11 protein-coding genes and 1 riboswitch are annotated in these 18,218 nt (G+C 66.9%); of the genes, 5 read left to right on the top strand and 6 right to left on the bottom strand.

Annotated elements, in window-relative coordinates; genetic code table 11:
- Positions 1-57: 57 nt before the first annotated feature.
- Positions 58-1,722, bottom strand: coding sequence for an MFS transporter (locus E5790_RS10250; RefSeq protein WP_014648890.1), 1,665 nt, complete (start codon positions 1,720-1,722; stop codon positions 58-60).
- A 161-nt stretch (positions 1,723-1,883) separates the two neighbouring features.
- On the bottom strand, positions 1,884-3,311 hold the full coding sequence (locus tag E5790_RS10245; protein ID WP_032957835.1) for a DcaP family trimeric outer membrane transporter: 1,428 nt from the start codon (positions 3,309-3,311) through the stop codon (positions 1,884-1,886).
- A 245-nt stretch (positions 3,312-3,556) separates the two neighbouring features.
- Here E5790_RS10245 and acs point away from each other — a divergent pair, with 245 nt between their 5' ends.
- Both acs and E5790_RS10235 read left to right on the top strand, forming a co-directional pair.
- The gene (gene acs, locus E5790_RS10240; RefSeq protein WP_111205386.1) at positions 3,557-5,500 is read left to right on the top strand and encodes an acetate--CoA ligase; all 1,944 of its coding nucleotides are present in this window, start codon (positions 3,557-3,559) and stop codon (positions 5,498-5,500) included.
- Positions 5,501-5,597: 97 nt separating this feature from the next.
- Positions 5,598-6,263, top strand: a complete 666-nt coding sequence (locus E5790_RS10235) for a response regulator transcription factor (protein WP_006477308.1) — start codon at positions 5,598-5,600, stop codon at positions 6,261-6,263.
- Positions 6,264-6,365: 102 nt separating this feature from the next.
- Here the strand turns inward: E5790_RS10235 and E5790_RS10230 are convergent, their stop codons facing one another.
- The 4 genes from E5790_RS10230 to E5790_RS10215 all read right to left on the bottom strand — a co-directional run bounded on the left by E5790_RS10230 (position 6,366) and on the right by E5790_RS10215 (position 13,701).
- Entirely contained in the window at positions 6,366-6,821 is a 456-nt protein-coding gene (locus tag E5790_RS10230) for a transposase (protein WP_111205387.1), read from the bottom strand.
- 146 nt (positions 6,822-6,967) lie between these two features.
- Positions 6,968-7,543, bottom strand: a complete 576-nt coding sequence (locus E5790_RS10225; protein ID WP_032957840.1) for a manganese efflux pump MntP family protein — start codon at positions 7,541-7,543, stop codon at positions 6,968-6,970.
- Between the two features lie 88 nt (positions 7,544-7,631).
- Positions 7,632-7,721: riboswitch (yybP-ykoY riboswitch) on the bottom strand.
- 140 nt (positions 7,722-7,861) lie between these two features.
- Positions 7,862-11,320: a PAS domain-containing hybrid sensor histidine kinase/response regulator gene (locus tag E5790_RS10220; protein ID WP_111205388.1), complete on the bottom strand. Its 3,459-nt coding sequence runs from the start codon at positions 11,318-11,320 to the stop codon at positions 7,862-7,864.
- Between the two features lie 233 nt (positions 11,321-11,553).
- A complete protein-coding gene (locus E5790_RS10215; protein ID WP_032957842.1) occupies positions 11,554-13,701 on the bottom strand; it encodes a S46 family peptidase in 2,148 nt (715 codons plus the stop codon).
- Positions 13,702-13,827: 126 nt separating this feature from the next.
- On the opposite strand from E5790_RS10215, the gene E5790_RS10210 reads away from it, so the two are divergent.
- From E5790_RS10210 to E5790_RS10200, 3 genes are all read left to right on the top strand, one after another.
- On the top strand, positions 13,828-15,516 hold the full coding sequence (locus tag E5790_RS10210) for a molecular chaperone HscC (RefSeq protein ID WP_046433293.1): 1,689 nt from the start codon (positions 13,828-13,830) through the stop codon (positions 15,514-15,516).
- A complete protein-coding gene (locus E5790_RS10205) occupies positions 15,513-16,967 on the top strand; it encodes a heat-shock protein (RefSeq protein ID WP_229653727.1) in 1,455 nt (484 codons plus the stop codon). The genes E5790_RS10210 and E5790_RS10205 overlap by 4 nt, the downstream gene beginning before the upstream one ends.
- Before the next feature lie 104 nt (positions 16,968-17,071).
- Complete coding sequence (locus tag E5790_RS10200) at positions 17,072-18,211, top strand: heat-shock protein (RefSeq protein ID WP_247594922.1); 1,140 nt, start codon at positions 17,072-17,074, stop codon at positions 18,209-18,211.
- Positions 18,212-18,218 lie beyond the last annotated feature (7 nt).

Below are 18,218 nucleotides of genomic sequence, written 5' to 3'. Positions count from 1 at the left end.
AGCAGAAAGGCCGCGGTCTGCACCGCGGCCTTTCCTTCACTGCATGGAACCCACCGGTTACTTGGTGATATCCACGTTCTTGGTTTCGCGCAGGAACAGGCCGCCGATCACCACCGACATCAGTGCGATCGCGATCGGGTACCACAGGCCGTAGTACAGGTTGCCGGTACCGGCCACCAGCGCGAACGAGATCGCCGGCAGGAAGCCACCGAACCAGCCGTTGCCGATGTGGTACGGCAGCGACATCGAGGTGTAGCGGATGCGGGTCGGGAACAGTTCGACCAGGTAGGCGGCGATCGGGCCGTAGACCATGGTCACGTACAGCACCAGCAGCCACAGCATGAAGATGGTGCCGGCGATGTTGATGCGGGCGCCATCGGCCTTGGCCGGGTAGCCGGCGGTGGTCAGGGCGGTCTTCAGTTCCGCACCGAACGCATCGGCCTTGGCCTTGCCTTCTTCCTTGGTCAGGCCGGCGGCCTCATACGAGGTGACGCTGGCGCTGCCCACGTTCACCATCGCCAGCGAACCGGCGGCGGCGGGCTGCACGTCGTACGGCACACCGGCCTTGGTCAGCGCGGCGGTGGCCACGTCGCAGGAGCTGGTGAACTTGCGCAGGCCGACCGGATCGAACTGGAACGAGCAGGTAGCCGGATCGGCCACGACCAGGGCCGGCGAGCTGCTGCGGGCTTCTTCGATGGCCGGGTTGGCGAAGTGGGTCAGGCCCTTGAAGATCGGGATGTAGGTGATGGCCGCCAGCAGGCAGCCGGCCAGGATGATCTTCTTGCGACCGATGCGGTCGGACAGCCAGCCGAAGAAGATGAAGAACGGCGTACCCAGTGCCAGCGCAGCGGCGATCAGCAGGTAGGAGGTGGTGGCATCGACCTTCAGCATGCTGCTGAGGAAGAACAGCGCGTAGAACTGGCCGCCGTACCAGACCACCGCCTGGCCGGCCGCCGCACCGAGCAGGACCAGCAGCATCAGCTTCAGGTTGCCACCCTTCAGGCTGTCGCGGAACGGGGTCTTGGAGCCCTTGCCTTCAGCCTTCATCTGCTGGAACAGCGGCGATTCGCTCAGCTGCAGGCGGATCCATACCGAAATGCCCAGCAGCAGGATCGAGACCAGGAACGGGATGCGCCAGCCCCAGGCTTCGAAGGCCTCGTTGCCCAGCGTCATGCGGCAGGCCAGGATGATCAGCAGCGACAGGAACAGGCCCAGCGTGGCGGTGCACTGGATGAAGCTGGTGTACAGGCCGCGCTTGTCGTCCGGCGCGTGCTCGGCCACGTAGGTGGCGGCACCGCCGTACTCGCCGCCCATCGCCAGGCCCTGGGCCAGGCGCAGGATGATCAGGATCACCGGTGCGGCGAAACCGATCGAGGCGTAGTTGGGCAGCACGCCGACCAGGAAGGTCGAGATGCCCATGATCAGGATGGTGACCAGGAAGGTGTACTTGCGGCCGATGCGGTCGCCGAGGCTGCCGAAGAAGGCCGCGCCGAACGGACGCACGAAGAAGCCGGCAGCGAACGCCAGCAGGGCGAAGATCATGCCCGTGGTTTCATTGACGCCACTGAAGAACTGCTTGGCGATGATGGCCGCGAGCGAGCCGTACAGGAAGAAGTCATACCACTCGAAGACCGTGCCGAGGCTCGAGGCGAAGATGACTTTCTTGTGGCCCTTGGTCAGGGTGCCCGCCGCATGGTGCGGGCCTGGTGCAGTGCTGGACATAAGACGCTTCCCCTCCGAAGCAATCGTTGTGGGTGGGTGCCGACCGTTGGTCGGCACACAATCTCTGTAGGTGCCGACTTTGGCCGGCACCCCATCTCGGTAGATGCCGACCTTGGCCGGCACCTCATCTCGGTAGGTGCCGGCCGCTGGCCGGCACGCTCTTAGAAGCTGTACTTCGTAGTGAACTGCAACCGGGTGATGTCACCCTTGTTGCCGTTCTCCACTTCGCGACGGCCATACATCAGCTCGGCGCCGATATCGACCTTGGGCAGCGGCGAATAGAAGATGTTGCCGCGGATGCTCTGCACGCTCTTGGTCACCAGCGGGCCGAGGATGCTGTCGTTGTCGTAGTCGCTGCGCGCATAGATCAGGTTGGTGCGGAGCTTCGGCGAGAACGCATGCCGCCAGCCCACGTAGCCGGCCAGCACGCCGGTCGGGTTGAGCTCGTCGCGGGCCACGTCATAGGCACTGTCGGCAGTGATGCCCAGGCCGATGTAGCGGGCGATGCCTTCGCCACCGGTCAGCTGGTAATGCAGCGAATCGCTGTCACCCATCACCCACTTGCCGCCCAGGGTCAGGCCGCCAGCCACCTTGTCGGCCTTCGCGCCGGTGGCCTGGTTGTCCACCTTCAACTGGCGGACGATGCCGCCGACACCAAAGGTGCCCCAATCGCCCTTCCAGCCATAACGCATGGTCAGGTCGGGCAGGCTGCCACGGTCGGAGTTGGCGCTGGCGTTGGTCCAGGCCCCGGTGACCGGGTTGCGGGTACCGGTGAGGGTGGTGGTTTCCGGGTTTTCCAGTGCGACGCTGAAGCCGCCCTGGGTGTAGCGCACCTGGGCCTGGCGCACGAAGATCACGCCGTCGGTGGGGCCGACGAAGTCGACCGCCTCCGGCAGCGCGGCCGCGTCCATGAAGTTGGACCAGGTCTGGCCGGCCATCCAGTTGTTCCAGTACATGTAGGCGTGACGCAGGGTCACGCCGTAGGTATTGGTGGCGGTCTGGTTGCCCAGCGAATTGCCGAAGAAGTCCATCTCGAAGAACGCACCGGCCTTGTTGCCCGATTCGCTCACGTTGTCGATGCCCAGGTTGAAGCGCGAGAACTTGGCATGGGCGTTGAAGTCGGTGCCCGAACGCTTGCCGCTGCCGCCGGCGCCTTCCACCGGGGTCTGGCCCGGCAGGTACAGCGAGCGGCCGGTGGCGTCGTCGGCCAGCTGGCCATCGCTGGTCTGGGTGGCCAGGAAGTCGGCCTTGATGAAGCCACCGATCTTGACCGTGGTGCCCGGCGCGGCGCCCGGGGTAATGGTGGTGACCTGGATCGGCTGCTTGCCCGCCGGCACCGAGGCGACCGGCTTCTGCCCGGCCTGCACCGTGCGCACTTCGGTCACCGCCTGCTGGGTCTGGCTGATCTGGGTCTGTTGTTGTTGCTGCGAAGACAGCAGCAGCTGGACCTGGCGTTCCAGTTCGGCAACGCGTGCTTCCAGTGCCTTCTCTTTGGCGGTCTCTGCGAACGCCATGCCCGGTGCGACCAGGGCGACCAACAGGCAGGCCGCCAAAGGTGTGCGCACGGCTTTCAACGTACGGTGGCTCATGTTGCCCTCTCTCCCAAGTGGCAAGGTGATGCCGCGCGTGGGGCACGGTCGAGCCGAGACTGCGGGGCGTTCGCGCACAGCGGCTATTGGCCATTGGTCGAACCCGGCCCTGCTGGGCGCTCACTTTCGACCATGGTCTAACCAGGGTGGTGACGCGGCCGGGGGTGAATGGGGCAAACTGAGGGGGATCGGTCGTTGCGATGCTGCGACCGCACATACAAAGTCAACGTGCAAGTGAGGGTGCCATGGCTGATATCTACCCCGTCGATCCGCAGTTCGCCGCCAAGGCACGCATCGACAAGACGTCGTACGAACAGCAGTACCAGGCGTCGGTGACCGACCCGGATGGTTTCTGGGGCAAGGCCGCCGAGCGCCTGCAATGGATGCGCAAGCCGACGAAGATCAAGAACGTCAGCTATGACCTGTCCGACTTCCACATCAAGTGGTTCGAAGATGGCGAGCTCAATGCCAGCGTGAACTGCCTGGATCGCCAGCTGGAAACGCGCGGCGACAAGACCGCCCTGCTGTTCGAGCCGGACGGCCCGGAAGCACCGGCCCAGCACGTGACCTATCGCGAGCTGTACGAGCGCACCTGCCGCCTCGGCAACGCGCTGCGCAACCTCGGCGTCAAGAAGGGCGACCGCGTCACCATCTACCTGCCGATGATCGTCGACGCCGCGGTGGCCATGCTGGCCTGTGCGCGCATCGGTGCGATCCACTCGGTGGTGTTCGGTGGCTTCGCGCCGAATTCGATCGCCGACCGCGTCAGCGACTGCCAGAGCAAGCTGATCATCACCGCCGACGAGGGCCTGCGCGGTGGCCGCAGGATTCCGCTGAAGGCCAACGTTGATGCCGCGCTGAAGCTGCCGGGCACGAATACGGTTGAAACCGTGCTGGTGGTGCGCCACACCGGCGGCGCGGTGGACATGCAGGCCCCGCGCGACCGCTGGTTCCACGATGTGGTGGACAGCCAGCCGTCCACCTGCGAACCGGAACGCATGAACGCGGAAGATCCGCTGTTCATCCTCTACACCTCCGGTTCCACCGGCAAGCCCAAGGGCGTGCTGCACACCACCGGCGGTTACCTGCTGTACGCGGCCTACACCCATGAAGCGGTGTTCGACCTGCGCGAAGACGACGTCTACTGGTGCACCGCCGATGTCGGCTGGGTCACCGGCCACAGCTACATCGTGTACGGGCCGCTGGCCAACGGCGCGACCTCGCTGATGTTCGAAGGCGTGCCGAACTACCCGGATACCTCGCGTTTCTGGAACGTCATCGACAAGCACAAGGTGACCATCTTCTACACCGCCCCGACCGCCATCCGCGCGCTGATGCGCGAAGGCGAGGAGCCGGTGAAGAAGACCTCGCGCGCGTCGCTGCGCCTGCTCGGCAGCGTCGGCGAGCCGATCAATCCGGAAGCCTGGCGCTGGTACTACGAAGTGGTCGGCGACAGCCGCTGCCCGATCGTCGATACCTGGTGGCAGACCGAGACCGGCGGCATCCTGATCTCGCCGCTGGCCGGCGCGATGGACCTCAAGCCCGGTTCGGCCACCCTGCCCTTCTTCGGCGTGCAGCCGGCGCTGGTCAATGCCGATGGCGAGGTCCAGGACGGCCCGACCGAAGGCAACCTGATCATCCGTGATTCCTGGCCGGGCCAGATGCGCACGGTGTACGGCGACCACCAGCGCTTCATCGACACCTATTTCCGCACCTACCCGGGCAGCTACTTCACCGGCGACGGTTGCCGCCGCGACGAGGACGGCTACTACTGGATCACCGGCCGCGTTGACGATGTGATCAACGTGTCCGGCCACCGCATCGGCACCGCCGAAGTGGAAAGCGCGCTGGTCTCGCACCCCAAGGTGGCCGAAGCGGCCGTGGTCGGCTTCCCGCACGACGTGAAGGGCCAGGGCATCTACGCCTACGTGACGCTGGTGGCCGAAGAGGCGCCGAGCGACGAGCTGCAGAAGGAACTGGTCGCCTGGGTGCGCAAGGAGATCGGCCCGATCGCCACGCCGGACCACCTGCAGTGGGCGCCGGGCCTGCCGAAGACCCGCTCGGGCAAGATCATGCGCCGCATCCTGCGCAAGATCGCCGAGAACGCGCCGGACCAGCTCGGCGATACCTCGACCCTGGCCGACCCATCGGTGGTGGCGTCTCTGGTGGACGAGCGCAAGGTGCGCTGACGTACGACCCGGGGCCGGATCCCGTTCCGCCAGGAACGGGCTCTGACCCCGGAGGATCTGGCCCCATGCAGTTTCCCCCCCACGGTTCCCCCCGACCATGACCACCCTCCTGATTGCCGATGACCACCCGCTGTTCCGCGAAGCCCTGCGCGGGGCCGTGCAGCGGGTCATCCCCGGCGTGCAGCTGTTCGAGGCCGACAGCGTGGAAGCGCTGTATGCACTGGCCGACCAGCACAACGACGCCGACCTGGTCCTGATGGACCTCAACATGCCCGGTGCGCAGGGTTTCAACGCGCTGGTGCACATGCGCTCGCTGCACCCGCACCTGCCGGTGGTGGTGGTGTCCGCACGCGAAGAAGCCACGGTGATGCGCCGCGCGCTCGACCACGGCGCGCTGGGCTTCATTCCGAAGTCGGCCGACTCGGACACCATCGGCCACGCACTGGGCACCATCCTCGATGGCGAGACCTGGGCACCGCCGGAAGCGCACAACGTGCCGCCCACCGGCAGCGAAGAACGCGAAGTCGGCCAGCGCCTGCGCGAGCTGACCCCGCAGCAGTTCCGCGTGCTGCAGATGCTGGGCGCCGGCCGCTTGAACAAGCAGATCGCCTACGACCTCAACGTCTCCGAAGCGACGATCAAGGCCCACGTCACCGCCATCCTGCGCAAGCTGGGCGTGACCAACCGCACCCAGGCCGTGCTGATGGCCGGCAAGCTGGCCATCGACGACGACGCCATCGTGCTGCCGCCGGAAGAAGATTGATCGTAACGGACTGCGGAGCCGAGCATGGGCTCGGCTCCGCAGCCTTCATGATGCCCCTGTAGAGCCGAGCCCATGCTCGGCTGCTCTTGGCCTCAATACCGATCACCCCCAAAGCCGCCATCGACTCCATACATAGGGGTATTCCCCGATGCGCGTGGCCAGCCGAGCACGCACGGGATTGGCCGCAATGTACATCGCCTGCGTGCGCAGGCACTCATCGCTGCGCAACGCATGGTCGTAGTACCCCGGCTGCCAGATCGGTGCGTTCGCATCAACGCGCCTGGCGATGGATCTTCCACTCCGGGACTTCAGGATCTGCACGCAGCCGGCCAGCGTTCCGGTACGCAACTCGACCAACCAATGCAGGTGGTCCGGCATGACCACCCAGGCGAGGGAGGAGGTCCGCCCCGTCCGCTCTACGGTGCGCAGCGCTTCGATCAGCAGATCGACATTGGCCTTGTCGTCGAACCAGGGACGGCGTGCGCGTGTCACAGCCGTGATCGCGTAGACATTGCCGGTCTGCGACCAGCGACCAAAGCGGAGTGCGGGACTGGCCATGCGAAGAGGCTATGGCACGCATGACAGCCTCTCCATCAGCGAAATGCCGTGCTGCATGTCGGCGAATGCTCCAATGTAGAGCCGAGCCCACGCTCGGCTGCCATGTGAAGCAGCCGAGCATGGGCTCGGCTCTACAGGGGCGGGCGTTACCCCACGCCGTGCAGGTGTTCGTACAGGATCGTTGCGCCGATGATCACCAGGATCACGCCACCGATGATCTCCGCACGCTTGCCTACCATGCTGCCCAGTACGCGGCCGAGCATGATGCCGACGGTGACCATGGTCAGCGTGCACAGGCCGATCACCGCAGCCATCACGCCGATATGTACATCCATGAAGGCCAGGCCGATGCCCACCGCCATCGCGTCGATGCTGGTGGCGAAACCGGTCAGCGCCAGCTTCCAGAAGCCGTGGTGTTGCGACGGATCTTCGTCGTCCTCAGCACTGTCGGGGCGCAGGCCGTTGTAGATCATGTGGATGCCCAGTGCGCCGAGCAGGCCGAAGGCGATCCAGTGGTCGAAGGCTTCGACGTATTGCAGGGCAGCCCGACCGAGCAGCCAGCCGATGATGGGCGTGATCGCCTCGATGACGCCGAAGATGATGCCGGCACGCAATGCATCGCGGAACACCGGCTTGCGCATGGCCGCACCCTTGCCGATTGCAGCGGCGAAGGCATCGGTGGACATGGCAAAGCCGATCAGGAGGATCGAAATGGGGGACATGGGCGGTGGCTGAGGTCGGGCTGGGACGGACGCACGGCCTGCGCTCGCGCCCAACCTGACGTTGCGCGCGCGGGCCGCTGGTCTCGCCAACCATCATGGTTGTCCACGCCACGGCGCACTGGCCGAGTATGTTGACGTGGACGATTCCTGCGAAGGAATCCGGCTACTCCCCAAGGGGACGCGAAGCTTAGCATCGCGATCCGCACGTGGCGCATTTCCAGCGAAACGCGCAGGCAGGGCTGGTTTGTATAGCGATGGCTATATCGGCGCCGCCATGCGTTCGGGAGCCGAGCACGGGCTCGGCTCTACAATTGCCGATCAGGCATCGCTATTGCCGGCATCGCGCAGCGCGCCCAGGAAGGCGCGCAGCGAGGCCGGCTTGATCGGCTTGGTCAGCACGCGGTAGCCGCGTTCGCGTGCTATCCGCTTCAGTTCGTCGCGGCCATCGGCGGTCAACAACGCACCCGGCAGCGGGTAACCGGCGGCTTCACGCAGCGCCACCAGCGCATCCAGGCCGTCCATGCGGTCGTGCAGGTGGTAGTCCACCAGCATCACCTGCGGCCGCTCGGCCACTTTCTCCAGCGCCTGATCCACCGTCGATGCCGTAATCACCTGCACCTGCCAGCGACCGAGCAGCGCGCGCATGCCGTCGAGGATCTCTTCGTCGTTGTCCACGCAGAGCACGCGCAGGCCGACCAGCGAATCGCTGCGCAGCGGCGCGGCTGCGGCCTGTACCGGCGCGGCCAGTTCGGTATAGCCCGGCAGCGGCGCCACCCGCGGCAGGATGATCGAGAACATCGAGCCCTTGCCAACCCGGCTGCGCGCATTGAGGCGATGGTCAAGCAGGCGCGAGATGCGCTGGCAGATCGACAGGCCCAGGCCCAACCCCTGTTCGCCCCAATCGAACGGCTGCTGGTAGCGGTGGAACTCGTCGAAGATCTGCCGCATGTGGTGCTCGGGAATGCCCGGGCCGGTATCCCATACCTGCAGCTCCACTTCGTTGCCACGCTGGCGCACCGCCAGCACGATGCGGCCCTGACGGGTGTAGCGCAGCGCATTGGCCAGGAAGTTCTGCAGCACGCGGCGCAGCAGGCGGCGATCACTGCGCACCCAGGCCGGACGCGTGAACAGGTCCAGGCGCAGGCCACGGCCGGCGGCGACCGGCGTGTACTGCGCGGCCAGTTCGCGCATCAGCGCGCTCACGTCGAACTCGCCGATCACCGGGTGCAGGCCACCGGCATCCAGCCGCGACACGTCCAGCAGGCCATCAAGCAGCTCTTCGGCAGCACGCAGCGACGCATCCACGCGCTCGGCCAGGTGCTTCTGCTCGTCACTCACATGGTCGCTGTCGCGCAGCGCCGAAGCAAACAGCCGTGCGGCGTTCAACGGCTGCAGCACGTCATGGCTGATCGCCGCCAAGAAGCGGGTCTTCGACTGCTGCGCGACCTCGGCCTCGTGCGAGCGCTCGGCCACGCGCTGTTCCAGCGTCTCGTTGGCCTCCAGCAGTGCTTTTTCCGCGTGCTTGTAGTCGGTGATGTCGTTGTAGCTGGTCACGTAACCGCCGCCGGGCAGCGCCTGGCCGCGCATCTCGATCACCTTGCCGTCGCTGCGGGTGCGCTCGAACACGTGCGGTGAGCCGGCGCGCATGTAGCCGATGCGGCGGTTGATCTGCACTTCGATATCGCCCTCGCCCAGCTCGCCGCGCTCGGCGTTGTAGCGGATCAGGTCGGCCACCGGGCGGCCCACGTAGAGCATGCCGTCGGGGTAGCCGAACATGTCCTGGTAGCGGCGGTTCCATGCGGTCAGGCGCATGTCCGGATCAACCACGCTGACCCCGGCGCTGATGTTCTCCAGCGTGGTCGACAGGATCTCGCGGTTGAAGCGCAGCTCCTGCCCCGCTTCGTCCAGCACCGCCACCACTTCGCCCAGGTCCATGCCCGAGCCACGCAGCAGGCTGGTCAGCAGCAGGCGCGCCGATGCCGCGCCGATCGAGGCCGCCAACAGACGCTCGGTGAACTGTACCCACGGCCGGTCCGCAGGCGCCGAGGATTGCAGCTCGCGGCCCAGCGACTGCGCCTGCTCGAAGAACGAACGCCGCGCGTGACGCTCGCCGACCACGCGCGAGGCCAGTGCCAGCAGGTCGCCCACGTGCACGTGGCCGGGCCAGCCGCCGGCCACCGACGGGCGTTCGGCATACGGGTCGAGGAAGGGGGCAGCGCGCAGGCGCTCGTCGACGCCGGGTCGCCAGCGTGCGGACACCAGCATCATCGTCGCCGCATTGACCAGCAGCGACCAGAACGTGCCATGGGTCAGCGGATCCCAGCCGGTCATGCCGAACAGCTGCTGCGGGCGCAGCCACTCAATGCCGAACGGGCCGTGCTGCACCCAGGCGGCATCGACCCAGCCGGCCATGGTCATCGCCGGCAACAGCAGGGTGTACAGCCAGGTGGCGAAGCCGAGCAGCATGCCCACCTCGACGCCACGCCGGCTGGCACCGCGCCAGTACAGGCCGCCGATCAGGCCGGGCGCGAACTGCGCCACCGCTGCGAACGCCATCAGGCCGTACGAGGCCAGGGTGCTGTCGTTGCTGCTGGTGCGGTAGTAGCTGTAGGCCATCAGCGCCAGCAGCAGGATCGCCAGGCGGCGGATCCACAGCACGCGCGAGGCGACGTCGGCGGCCTCCTGGTGGTCACCGCTCCGACGCAGCAGCACCGGCATCACCAGGTCGTTGCTGACCATGGTAGCCAGCGCGATGGACGACACGATGACCATGCCGGTGGCCGCCGAAAAGCCGCCCACGTAGGCGATCAGCGCCAGCGCATTGCGGCCCTCGGCCAGCGGCAGGGCCAGCACCATCGAGTCGTCGGCGACGCTGCCGCCGGTGCCGAACAGGGTCACGCCGGCGGTGGCGATCGGCAGCACCATGCCCGAGATCAGTACCAGGTAGCCGCCGAACATCCAGCGCGCGCGGCGCACGTCGCGCACATCGCCGCACTCGACCACGGCCACGTGGAACTGGCGCGGCAGGCAGATGATGGCCAGGAAACTGAGCAGCGTCTGCGAGATGAAGCCCACCGGCGGCAGGCCGGTGAACAGCGTATGCACCGACTCGACCACCGCGTCGGTGCGGTTGCTCAGCCACAGGTAGGCGAACACGCCCACGGCCAGCATCGCCAGCAGCTTGATCACCGATTCGAAGGCGATGGCCAGCATCATGCCGTGGTGGTGTTCGGTGGCATCGACCTGGCGGGTACCGAACAGGGTGGCGAACAGCGCCATCAGCAGCGCCACGTACAGCGCGGGATCGGTGAAGAAGCCGGTCGGGCCGGTGTTGCCGGTCAGCACCTGCAGGCTCATCGCCACCGCTTTGTACTGCAGCGCCAGGTACGGAATGATGCCGATCAGCGCGATGATCGCCACCAGCGCCGCCAGCCGCCGCGAGCGACCGAAGCGCGAGGAGATGAAGTCGGCGATGGAGACCACGTTCTGGCTGCGCGCGATCAGCGCCAGGCGCTCGATGATGCGCCAGCCGAACAGCAGCAGCAGCAGCGGGCCGATGTAGATGGGCAGGTAGCCCACGCCGTTGCGCACGGCGGTGCCGACCGCGCCGTAGAAGGTCCACGACGAGCAGTACACGGCCAGTGCCAGGCTGTAGACCACCGGCCGCAGCCACGGCCGGTCGGGGTACATCGGCCGACGGTCGCCCCACCACGCCACGCCGAACAGCAGCGCGGCATAGGCAACCGAGACCAGCAGCAGGATCCAGCTGGAGACCACGCGTGCGTTTCCGTCAGGACAGGGGTCAGTAGATCACGACCGCTGGTCGTGCGGGTAGGTCACGAGGAAGGACCGCAAGGGTGGGGCATGGCAGTAGGTCACGATCGTTGATCCGTCTGGTGGGTCACGACCGTTGGTCGTGACGGGGACATCCGTGCCCACTAACAGTGGGCACCTACCGGGAATCAATGGGCACCCACCAGGAAGCGGTGGGCGCCTGCCAGGTACCGGCGTTATTGGGCCGGCACGCCCATTTCCTTCAGCAGCTCGGGCGCCGGGTAGACCTTGGCCAGCAGCCAGCGCAGGTAGCGCATGTCCACGTGCACGGCGCGCTTGTAGCGCGGGTCGAACCACCAGCTGGCGCTGACCGACTCCCAGTTGCTGTCGAAGTTCAGGCCGATCAGTTCGCCCCTGGCGTTGAGCACCGGCGAGCCGGAGTTGCCGCCCGTGGTGTCCAGGTTGGTCAGGAAGTTGACCGTCTGGGTCTTCAGTGCCGGATCGGCGGTGCTGCCGAAGTCACCCTTGGCGATGGCGGCCAGCAGCGGCTTGGGTGCATCGAACGGGTAGGCGTTGGTGTTCTTCTCGACGATGCCGGCCACGGTGGTCACCGGCGAGTAGGTCACGCCATCGCGCGGGTGCAGCGCCTCGACCTTGCCGTAGCTGATGCGCAGGGTGCGGTTGGCATCCGGATACACCGCGCGGCCCTGCTTGGCACGCCAGGCGAACAGCGCCTGCATGTACGCCGGGCGCAGGCGCAGCTGCTCGCCTTCGCGGGTCTTGCTCTCGTTCTCGATGCGCAGCTGCGCGGCCACCAGCGGACCGGCCACGCTGATCAGCGGATCGGCGGCCAGTGCCTTGCCTTCGCGTGCGGCGGCAAAGCGCGACAGGCGCTGCGCTTCCTCACCCAGCTGGGTACCGGCATACAGGGTGTCCAGCGCCTTGGCCAGCTGCTGTGGGGTACGACCAAAAGCCGCGTCGAACTCGGCCACGCGCTGCGCGTCCGGCAGCTGCTGGTAGCGGGTCAGCAGGGTGGTCAGCAGGGCCTTCTCGACCTCCGGCGCGTAACGGCGCTGGACCTGCTTGAGCACCCCTTCGATCATCGCCTGGTCGCGCTGCTGGTAGCCGCTCTCGCGCTGCGCGTCCGGCTTGGCCGATTCGATGCGCAAGCGCTCCAGCAGCAGCGCCGAGCGCAGCAGCTGGCTCTGCGCGGCCATCTGCTCCAGCAGCAGGTCACGCTCGCCCACCGCCGCACCCTGCGACAGGTTGGCCAGCAGCGCCTTGATGTCACCCTGGTACCTGCGGTCGGTGGCAGCCAGCATGGCCGTCTCGTCGGCGGCGCGCTGGGCCTTCGCATCGCTGCGCAGCAGGCCTTCCAGTTCGCCGGCGGCGCGCTTGCGGTTGTTCTTCAGCGACTGCAGCTGCGAGGCGTAGCGGGTACGCGCCTGCGCGTCCTTGGCGCTGGCGGCCTCGATGGTGTCGATCATCTGCTGGAACACCGATACGCGGCGCGGCAGCACGGTATCGATCTGGCCGGCGAATTCGGCCGCGGTGCGGTGGCGGTAGGTGATGCCCGGGTAACCGGCCAGCATCGCGTAATCGCCTTCCTTCGGGCCTTCCACCGACATCTGCAGGTGTGCCGGCGCCTGGTAGGGCACGTTGTCCTTGCTGTAGGCGGCCGGCTTGCCGTCCTTGCCCACATAGGCGCGCAGCAGGGTGAAGTCGCCGGTGTGGCGGGGCCACATGAAGTTGTCGATCTCATCGCCGTAGTTGCCGATCGCACGCGGCGGCGCATACACCAGGCGCACGTCGCTCAGTTCCAGCTGGGCAATGCGGTAGAAATCGGTGCCGTAGTACATGTTGGCCACCGAGCAGCGCACGCTGCCGTCCTTCTCGCACTCGGCCACGATCTGCTTGCTGGCTGCATCCACGGCATCGAAGTAGGCACGGCCGGTCTTGCCACGGGCCTGCGCCAGCACCTGGTCGGTCACCTTGTCGAAGCCGACGGTGACCAGCACGCGGAAGTCCGGGTTGGCCGGGCGCTCGTCGGCACGGTCCCTGGCGATGAAGCCACCAGCGATCAGGTCGTGCTCGGGCGAGCTGTTGTACTGGATCACGCCCATCGCCACGTGGTGGTTGGTCAGCAGCAGGCCGTCGGCGGACACAAACGAACCGGTGCCACCACCGGCGCGCACCACGGCGCTCAGCGGCGGCGCGGTGACGTTGGCCAGGTCGGCCGGATTGCCCTTGAAGCCAGCGGCCTGCAGCGGTTGGGCCAGGTCCGGCAGCTGCGTCGGCATCCACATGCCTTCATCGGCGTGGGCGCCGGTGGCGAGGGTCAGGCCCAGGGCCAGGGCGGTGGGGAGGGCTTTGCGTGGTGACATGAGGCAATCCGGTACGACAGAACAGCCCGGGACCATAGCCCGTGGGGCGCTGTCGGGCAACGCCCGATAGTCAGGCCTGCGCCGCGCTCCTAGAATTGCAGTTTTCTGCACATCGGACGTTCGCAGATGATCGTCGGCATCGATCTTGGCACCACCCATTCCCTCATCGGCAGGCACACGGCAGCAGGGCCGCAGCTGTTCCCCAATGCCCATGGCGAGCTGTTGACCCCTTCGGTGGTCAGCCTCGTCGATGGTGCCGTACTGGTCGGCCAGCCGGCCCGTGACCGCCTGGTCAGCCATCCGCAGCAGACCGTGGCCCATTTCAAGCGCTGGATGGGCAGCGACCGTGAGACCCGGCTGGGTGAGCGCAGTTTCCGTCCCGAGGAACTCTCGGCCATGGTGCTGCGCTCGCTGCTGGCCGACGCCGAAGCCGCCCTGGGCCACAAGGTGGAGGAAGCAGTGATCAGCGTGCCGGCCTACTTCTCCGACGCCCAGCGCAAGGCCACCCGGGCCGCCGGCGAACTGGCCGGCATCCGCGTCGAGCGCCTGATCAATGAACCCACGGCCGCTGCGCTGGCCTATGGTCTGCAGGAGCGTGACGGCGAAGGCCGCGTGCTGGTGCTGGACCTGGGCGGCGGCACCTTCGACGTCTCCATCCTGGAACTGTTCGATGGCGTGGTCGAAGTGCATGCCAGCGCCGGCGACAATTTCCTGGGCGGCGAGGATTTCCTGCAGGTACTCGTGCAGGCCTTCCACGCCGACCAGGGCACGTCCGCCAGCGACCTGTCCGCTGCCGAGCAGGCGCAGCTGCTGCGTCGGCTGGAACTGTTCAAGCGCGAACTCAGCCAGAGCGGCACTGCCAGCCTGCAGTTGCCCCTGGCCGGCAGCGAACGCCAGTGGCAGCTGGATGAAGCTCGCTACGCCCAGCTCTGCGAGCCACTGCTGCTGCGCATGCGCGCGCCCATCGAGCGCGCGATCCGCGACGCCCGGCTCAAGCCCGAGGCGCTGGACGACATCATCCTGGTCGGCGGTGCGGTACGCATGCCGATGGTCAGCAGGCTTGCGACCCGCATGTTCGGCCGGCTGCCGCTGCGCCATGTCCATCCGGACCAGGCGATTGCCTTGGGTGCCGCCGTTGCAGCGGGATTGAAGGCGCGCGACGAATCGCTGCGCGAAGTCGTGCTGACCGATGTCTGCCCCTACACGCTTGGCACGCAGGTGTCCCGCCAGGATGCTGCCGGTGGCGAGCGCAGCGGCTATTTCCACCCGATCATCCAGCGCAACAGCGTGGTGCCGGTCAGCCGCGAGGATCGCTTCTACCCGCTGCACGAGCGGCAAAGTGCCATCCGCATCGACGTGTTCCAGGGCGAGAGCCCGACGGTGGATCGCAACATCAAGCTCGGTGAGCTGACCGTGCCGCTGACCCATTCTGTCCCGATGCAGGAACGCAGCGTCACCGCCCGCTTCACCTACGACGTGAACGGGCTGCTGCAGGTCGAAGTCACCGAGGATGCCACCGGCAGGCGCCACGAGCTCATCCTGGAACAGAATCCCGGGCTGCTGTCACCCGAAGAGATCCAGCAGCGCCTGCGCGCGCTGGAAGCGCTGAAGATCCACCCGCGTGACGCCCAGCCCAACCTCGCGGTGATCGCCCGCACCGAGCGCCTGTACGAGGAACGCATCCATCACCGTGAACAGTTGCAGTCGTGGCTGAGCAGCTTCCGCCATGTGCTGGAGAGCCAGGATGCCGTTGCCGTCGAGCGTCATCGCCGTCAGCTGGACGAGGCACTCGACGCCCTCGAGCGCGATGCATGAGCTGGGCACTGCACGTCCTGGAGCTGGACCAAACGGCTGACGAGCGCGCGGTCAAGCGCGCCTATGCAAAGCGCCTGCGGGTGACGCGACCCGACGAGGATCCCATCGCCTTCCAGCACCTGCATGAGGCCTATCAGGCGGCATTGGACTGGGTCCGCCAGGAAGCGCTGGCCGATATCGCGGACGAAGACGAACCGGCGGAGCATGCAACCGACATCGCACCCTGGCCGCCCGACGCAGACGTGGCATGGGCGCCGCCCGAAACGCGTTCGTACTCGCCTCCATGGCCACCTCGCGGCACGCCTGTGCTGCTGCGCACGGCACCAGTGGCGGAACTGGAGGGAGCGGTCCACGTATCGGGCCATGCGCACACGATCCTGCGCATGGCCCATCTGGCTTCCCCTGAAGACTTCGGCCCCTGGCTGGAGGCCACGCCGGTGCTGTGGTCGCTGCGCTACAAGCCATTGGTGGGCGACGCGCTGCTGGATGAACTGGCACGCAGTCACAACAGCGTCAGCGCAGCCAACATGGGTCTGCTGGCACGCTGCTTTGGCTGGGATGATGTACACGATGGCGTGGATCCGGACAGGCTGACATCGATCCAGTCGCGCGGTCATCGACGCTGGGCCGCCGAGACCGGGAATGCGGCAGAGCTGTCGGCACTGCTTGAACAAGAGGGCAGCCTGCGGCTGGGGAGGGTCACCCTTGCGCGTTGCCTGCGCTACCTGTCGCAGCCATGGCACGCGCGACGATCCCTCTGGCAGGCGCAGCTGCCCGAGCACATCATTGAGGTCAACGCGCTGCTGGATGCGCTGGAACGCGGCGGCCAGGAGCCATTGCCCGCCGCCTGGGATCGGCAGCAGGTGCAGTTCTGGCGCAGCCTTGCCGACGTTTCCCGTCCCAACCGCTGGCGTTGCCAGGTCAATGCGCTGCGGGGCGGCCTGTTGGCTGCCCTGACGCTCGCGATTGCCGGTGGCTCGACTCTCATGAGTCTTGCCCAGCGTGACCTGCGCACCGCCGCCGCGCTCGGCATAGGCGGCGTGCTGCTCGGGGTCCTGCTCGCCCTGGCCGGCGCTCTGTGGGTCCATGTCCGTTGGGCGCTGCGCCAGCTGACGCTGGATCTGCCCCCTTCGCGCTGGGGATGGCTGCTGGCGTTGCCAGCGCCGCTGATCGCTCTCGCCAGCCTGATCCTGGTCCATGGCCTGGATCTGCGGCTAAAAGGTACGTTGCTGCTGTTCCCTGGCCTTGCTCTGGCGACGGCACGCTGGATCCGGCGCGAGGATGGCCGGGGATTCCGGCCGCGCAACCTGATTGGACCGGGCATCGGCATGTTCGTCCCCGAAGTGGGCTGCGTCCTGGTCCTGCTGCTATGGACCACCTGGTTCCTGCGTGACAGGTGCCGTCGCCTGTCGATCGACCTGCCTCCACCTGCTTCTGGAAACACCGTGTGAACCGGGCACTGGACGCTCTCGGGCTCGACGCCAGCGCCGACGAAAAGGCGATCAAGCGCGCCTACGCGCAGAGACTGCGCGCGGCACGCCCGGACGAAGACCCGGTGGCATTCCAGGCGCTGCACGAGGCTTACCAGCAGGCCCTGCTGTGGGCACGCAGCCGCACGCAATGGCAGGAGGAAAGCAGTGCAGAAGCGCTGTCGACGCCACCTGCAGACAACAGCCCACCCGGCCCACCGGCGCCGTACGACAGCCATTCGCCGATGGACCACATGCCGGTGCTGCATCATCCATGCACGCCCGACACCGACATGCCGGACGATGTGGTGGAGCCATCATTGAACCTGCCCCGGTTTGCGCGCCTGCTGATCAACACCGCCGGCGACGCCGACCCGGCCAGCTTCGAGCACTGGCTGGCCCATCGCCCGGAGCTGTGGTCATTGGCCGACAGGCCGCGTATCGGTGACGTGGTACTGCAGCAGCTGCTGCACCAGGGCCAGCCGCTGTGCGAGTCCAACTTCGATCTGCTGGGTCGATACTTCTGCTGGGATGAGATCCGGGCTGATATCGATCCCTACCGGGTCCGCGCACGGCGCAACCTGCTGCATCGCCGCTGGCAGCTGCAGCCGCGCAACCACACGGCCCTCACCGCAGCCCTGGACCGACCGCATGACCGGGTGTCCGTAACCGAGGCCCATGCCCGCATGGAACGCTTGACCCGACCGTGGCACTGGCTGCAATCGCTGCTGTCGGCCAGCGTGCCCGGGCGTGCTGGCATCATGCGGCAAACGATGCAGCGTCTGGGAGTGCATGGTGTCCGTGACACGCTGGCGCCACTGGACACGGATCAGGTCGCCTTCTGGATGGCGGTATCCCAACCCGGGCACTTCAATCTCATGAAGATGCAGGTGGCCATTGTCCGCTGCCTGCTGGGCGCTCTCGTCGTGCTGGCCGTTCTGGCGGCGCTGGCATTGCTCGGTGATGCCGCTCGCCCTATCGCGATCAGCACGTCCAGCATGAAACACGTGGCAATCCATGCCTCGGTGGTCATCGTGTCTGGCGTCCTCATGCTGACGCCTTTCGTTGGAGGCACCCCATCGCGGACGGCGTCCGCGCCAGCGCCCGTCGAGCCACCGTCGGCGCTTGATGGGCACGGCATGCTCACGCACGGGCCTCGTCCGCGCAGGTCAGCCCCCTCCTTCGCCGTTGTCAGCCAGACCGATCCCGACACAGAGGGTGGTTGAGGGGCAG

The sequence above is a fragment of the Stenotrophomonas sp. PAMC25021 genome, assembly GCF_004795795.1.
Classification (GTDB): Bacteria; Pseudomonadota; Gammaproteobacteria; order Xanthomonadales; family Xanthomonadaceae; genus Stenotrophomonas; species Stenotrophomonas muris.
This window is presented reverse-complemented; position numbering and strand designations above follow the sequence as displayed.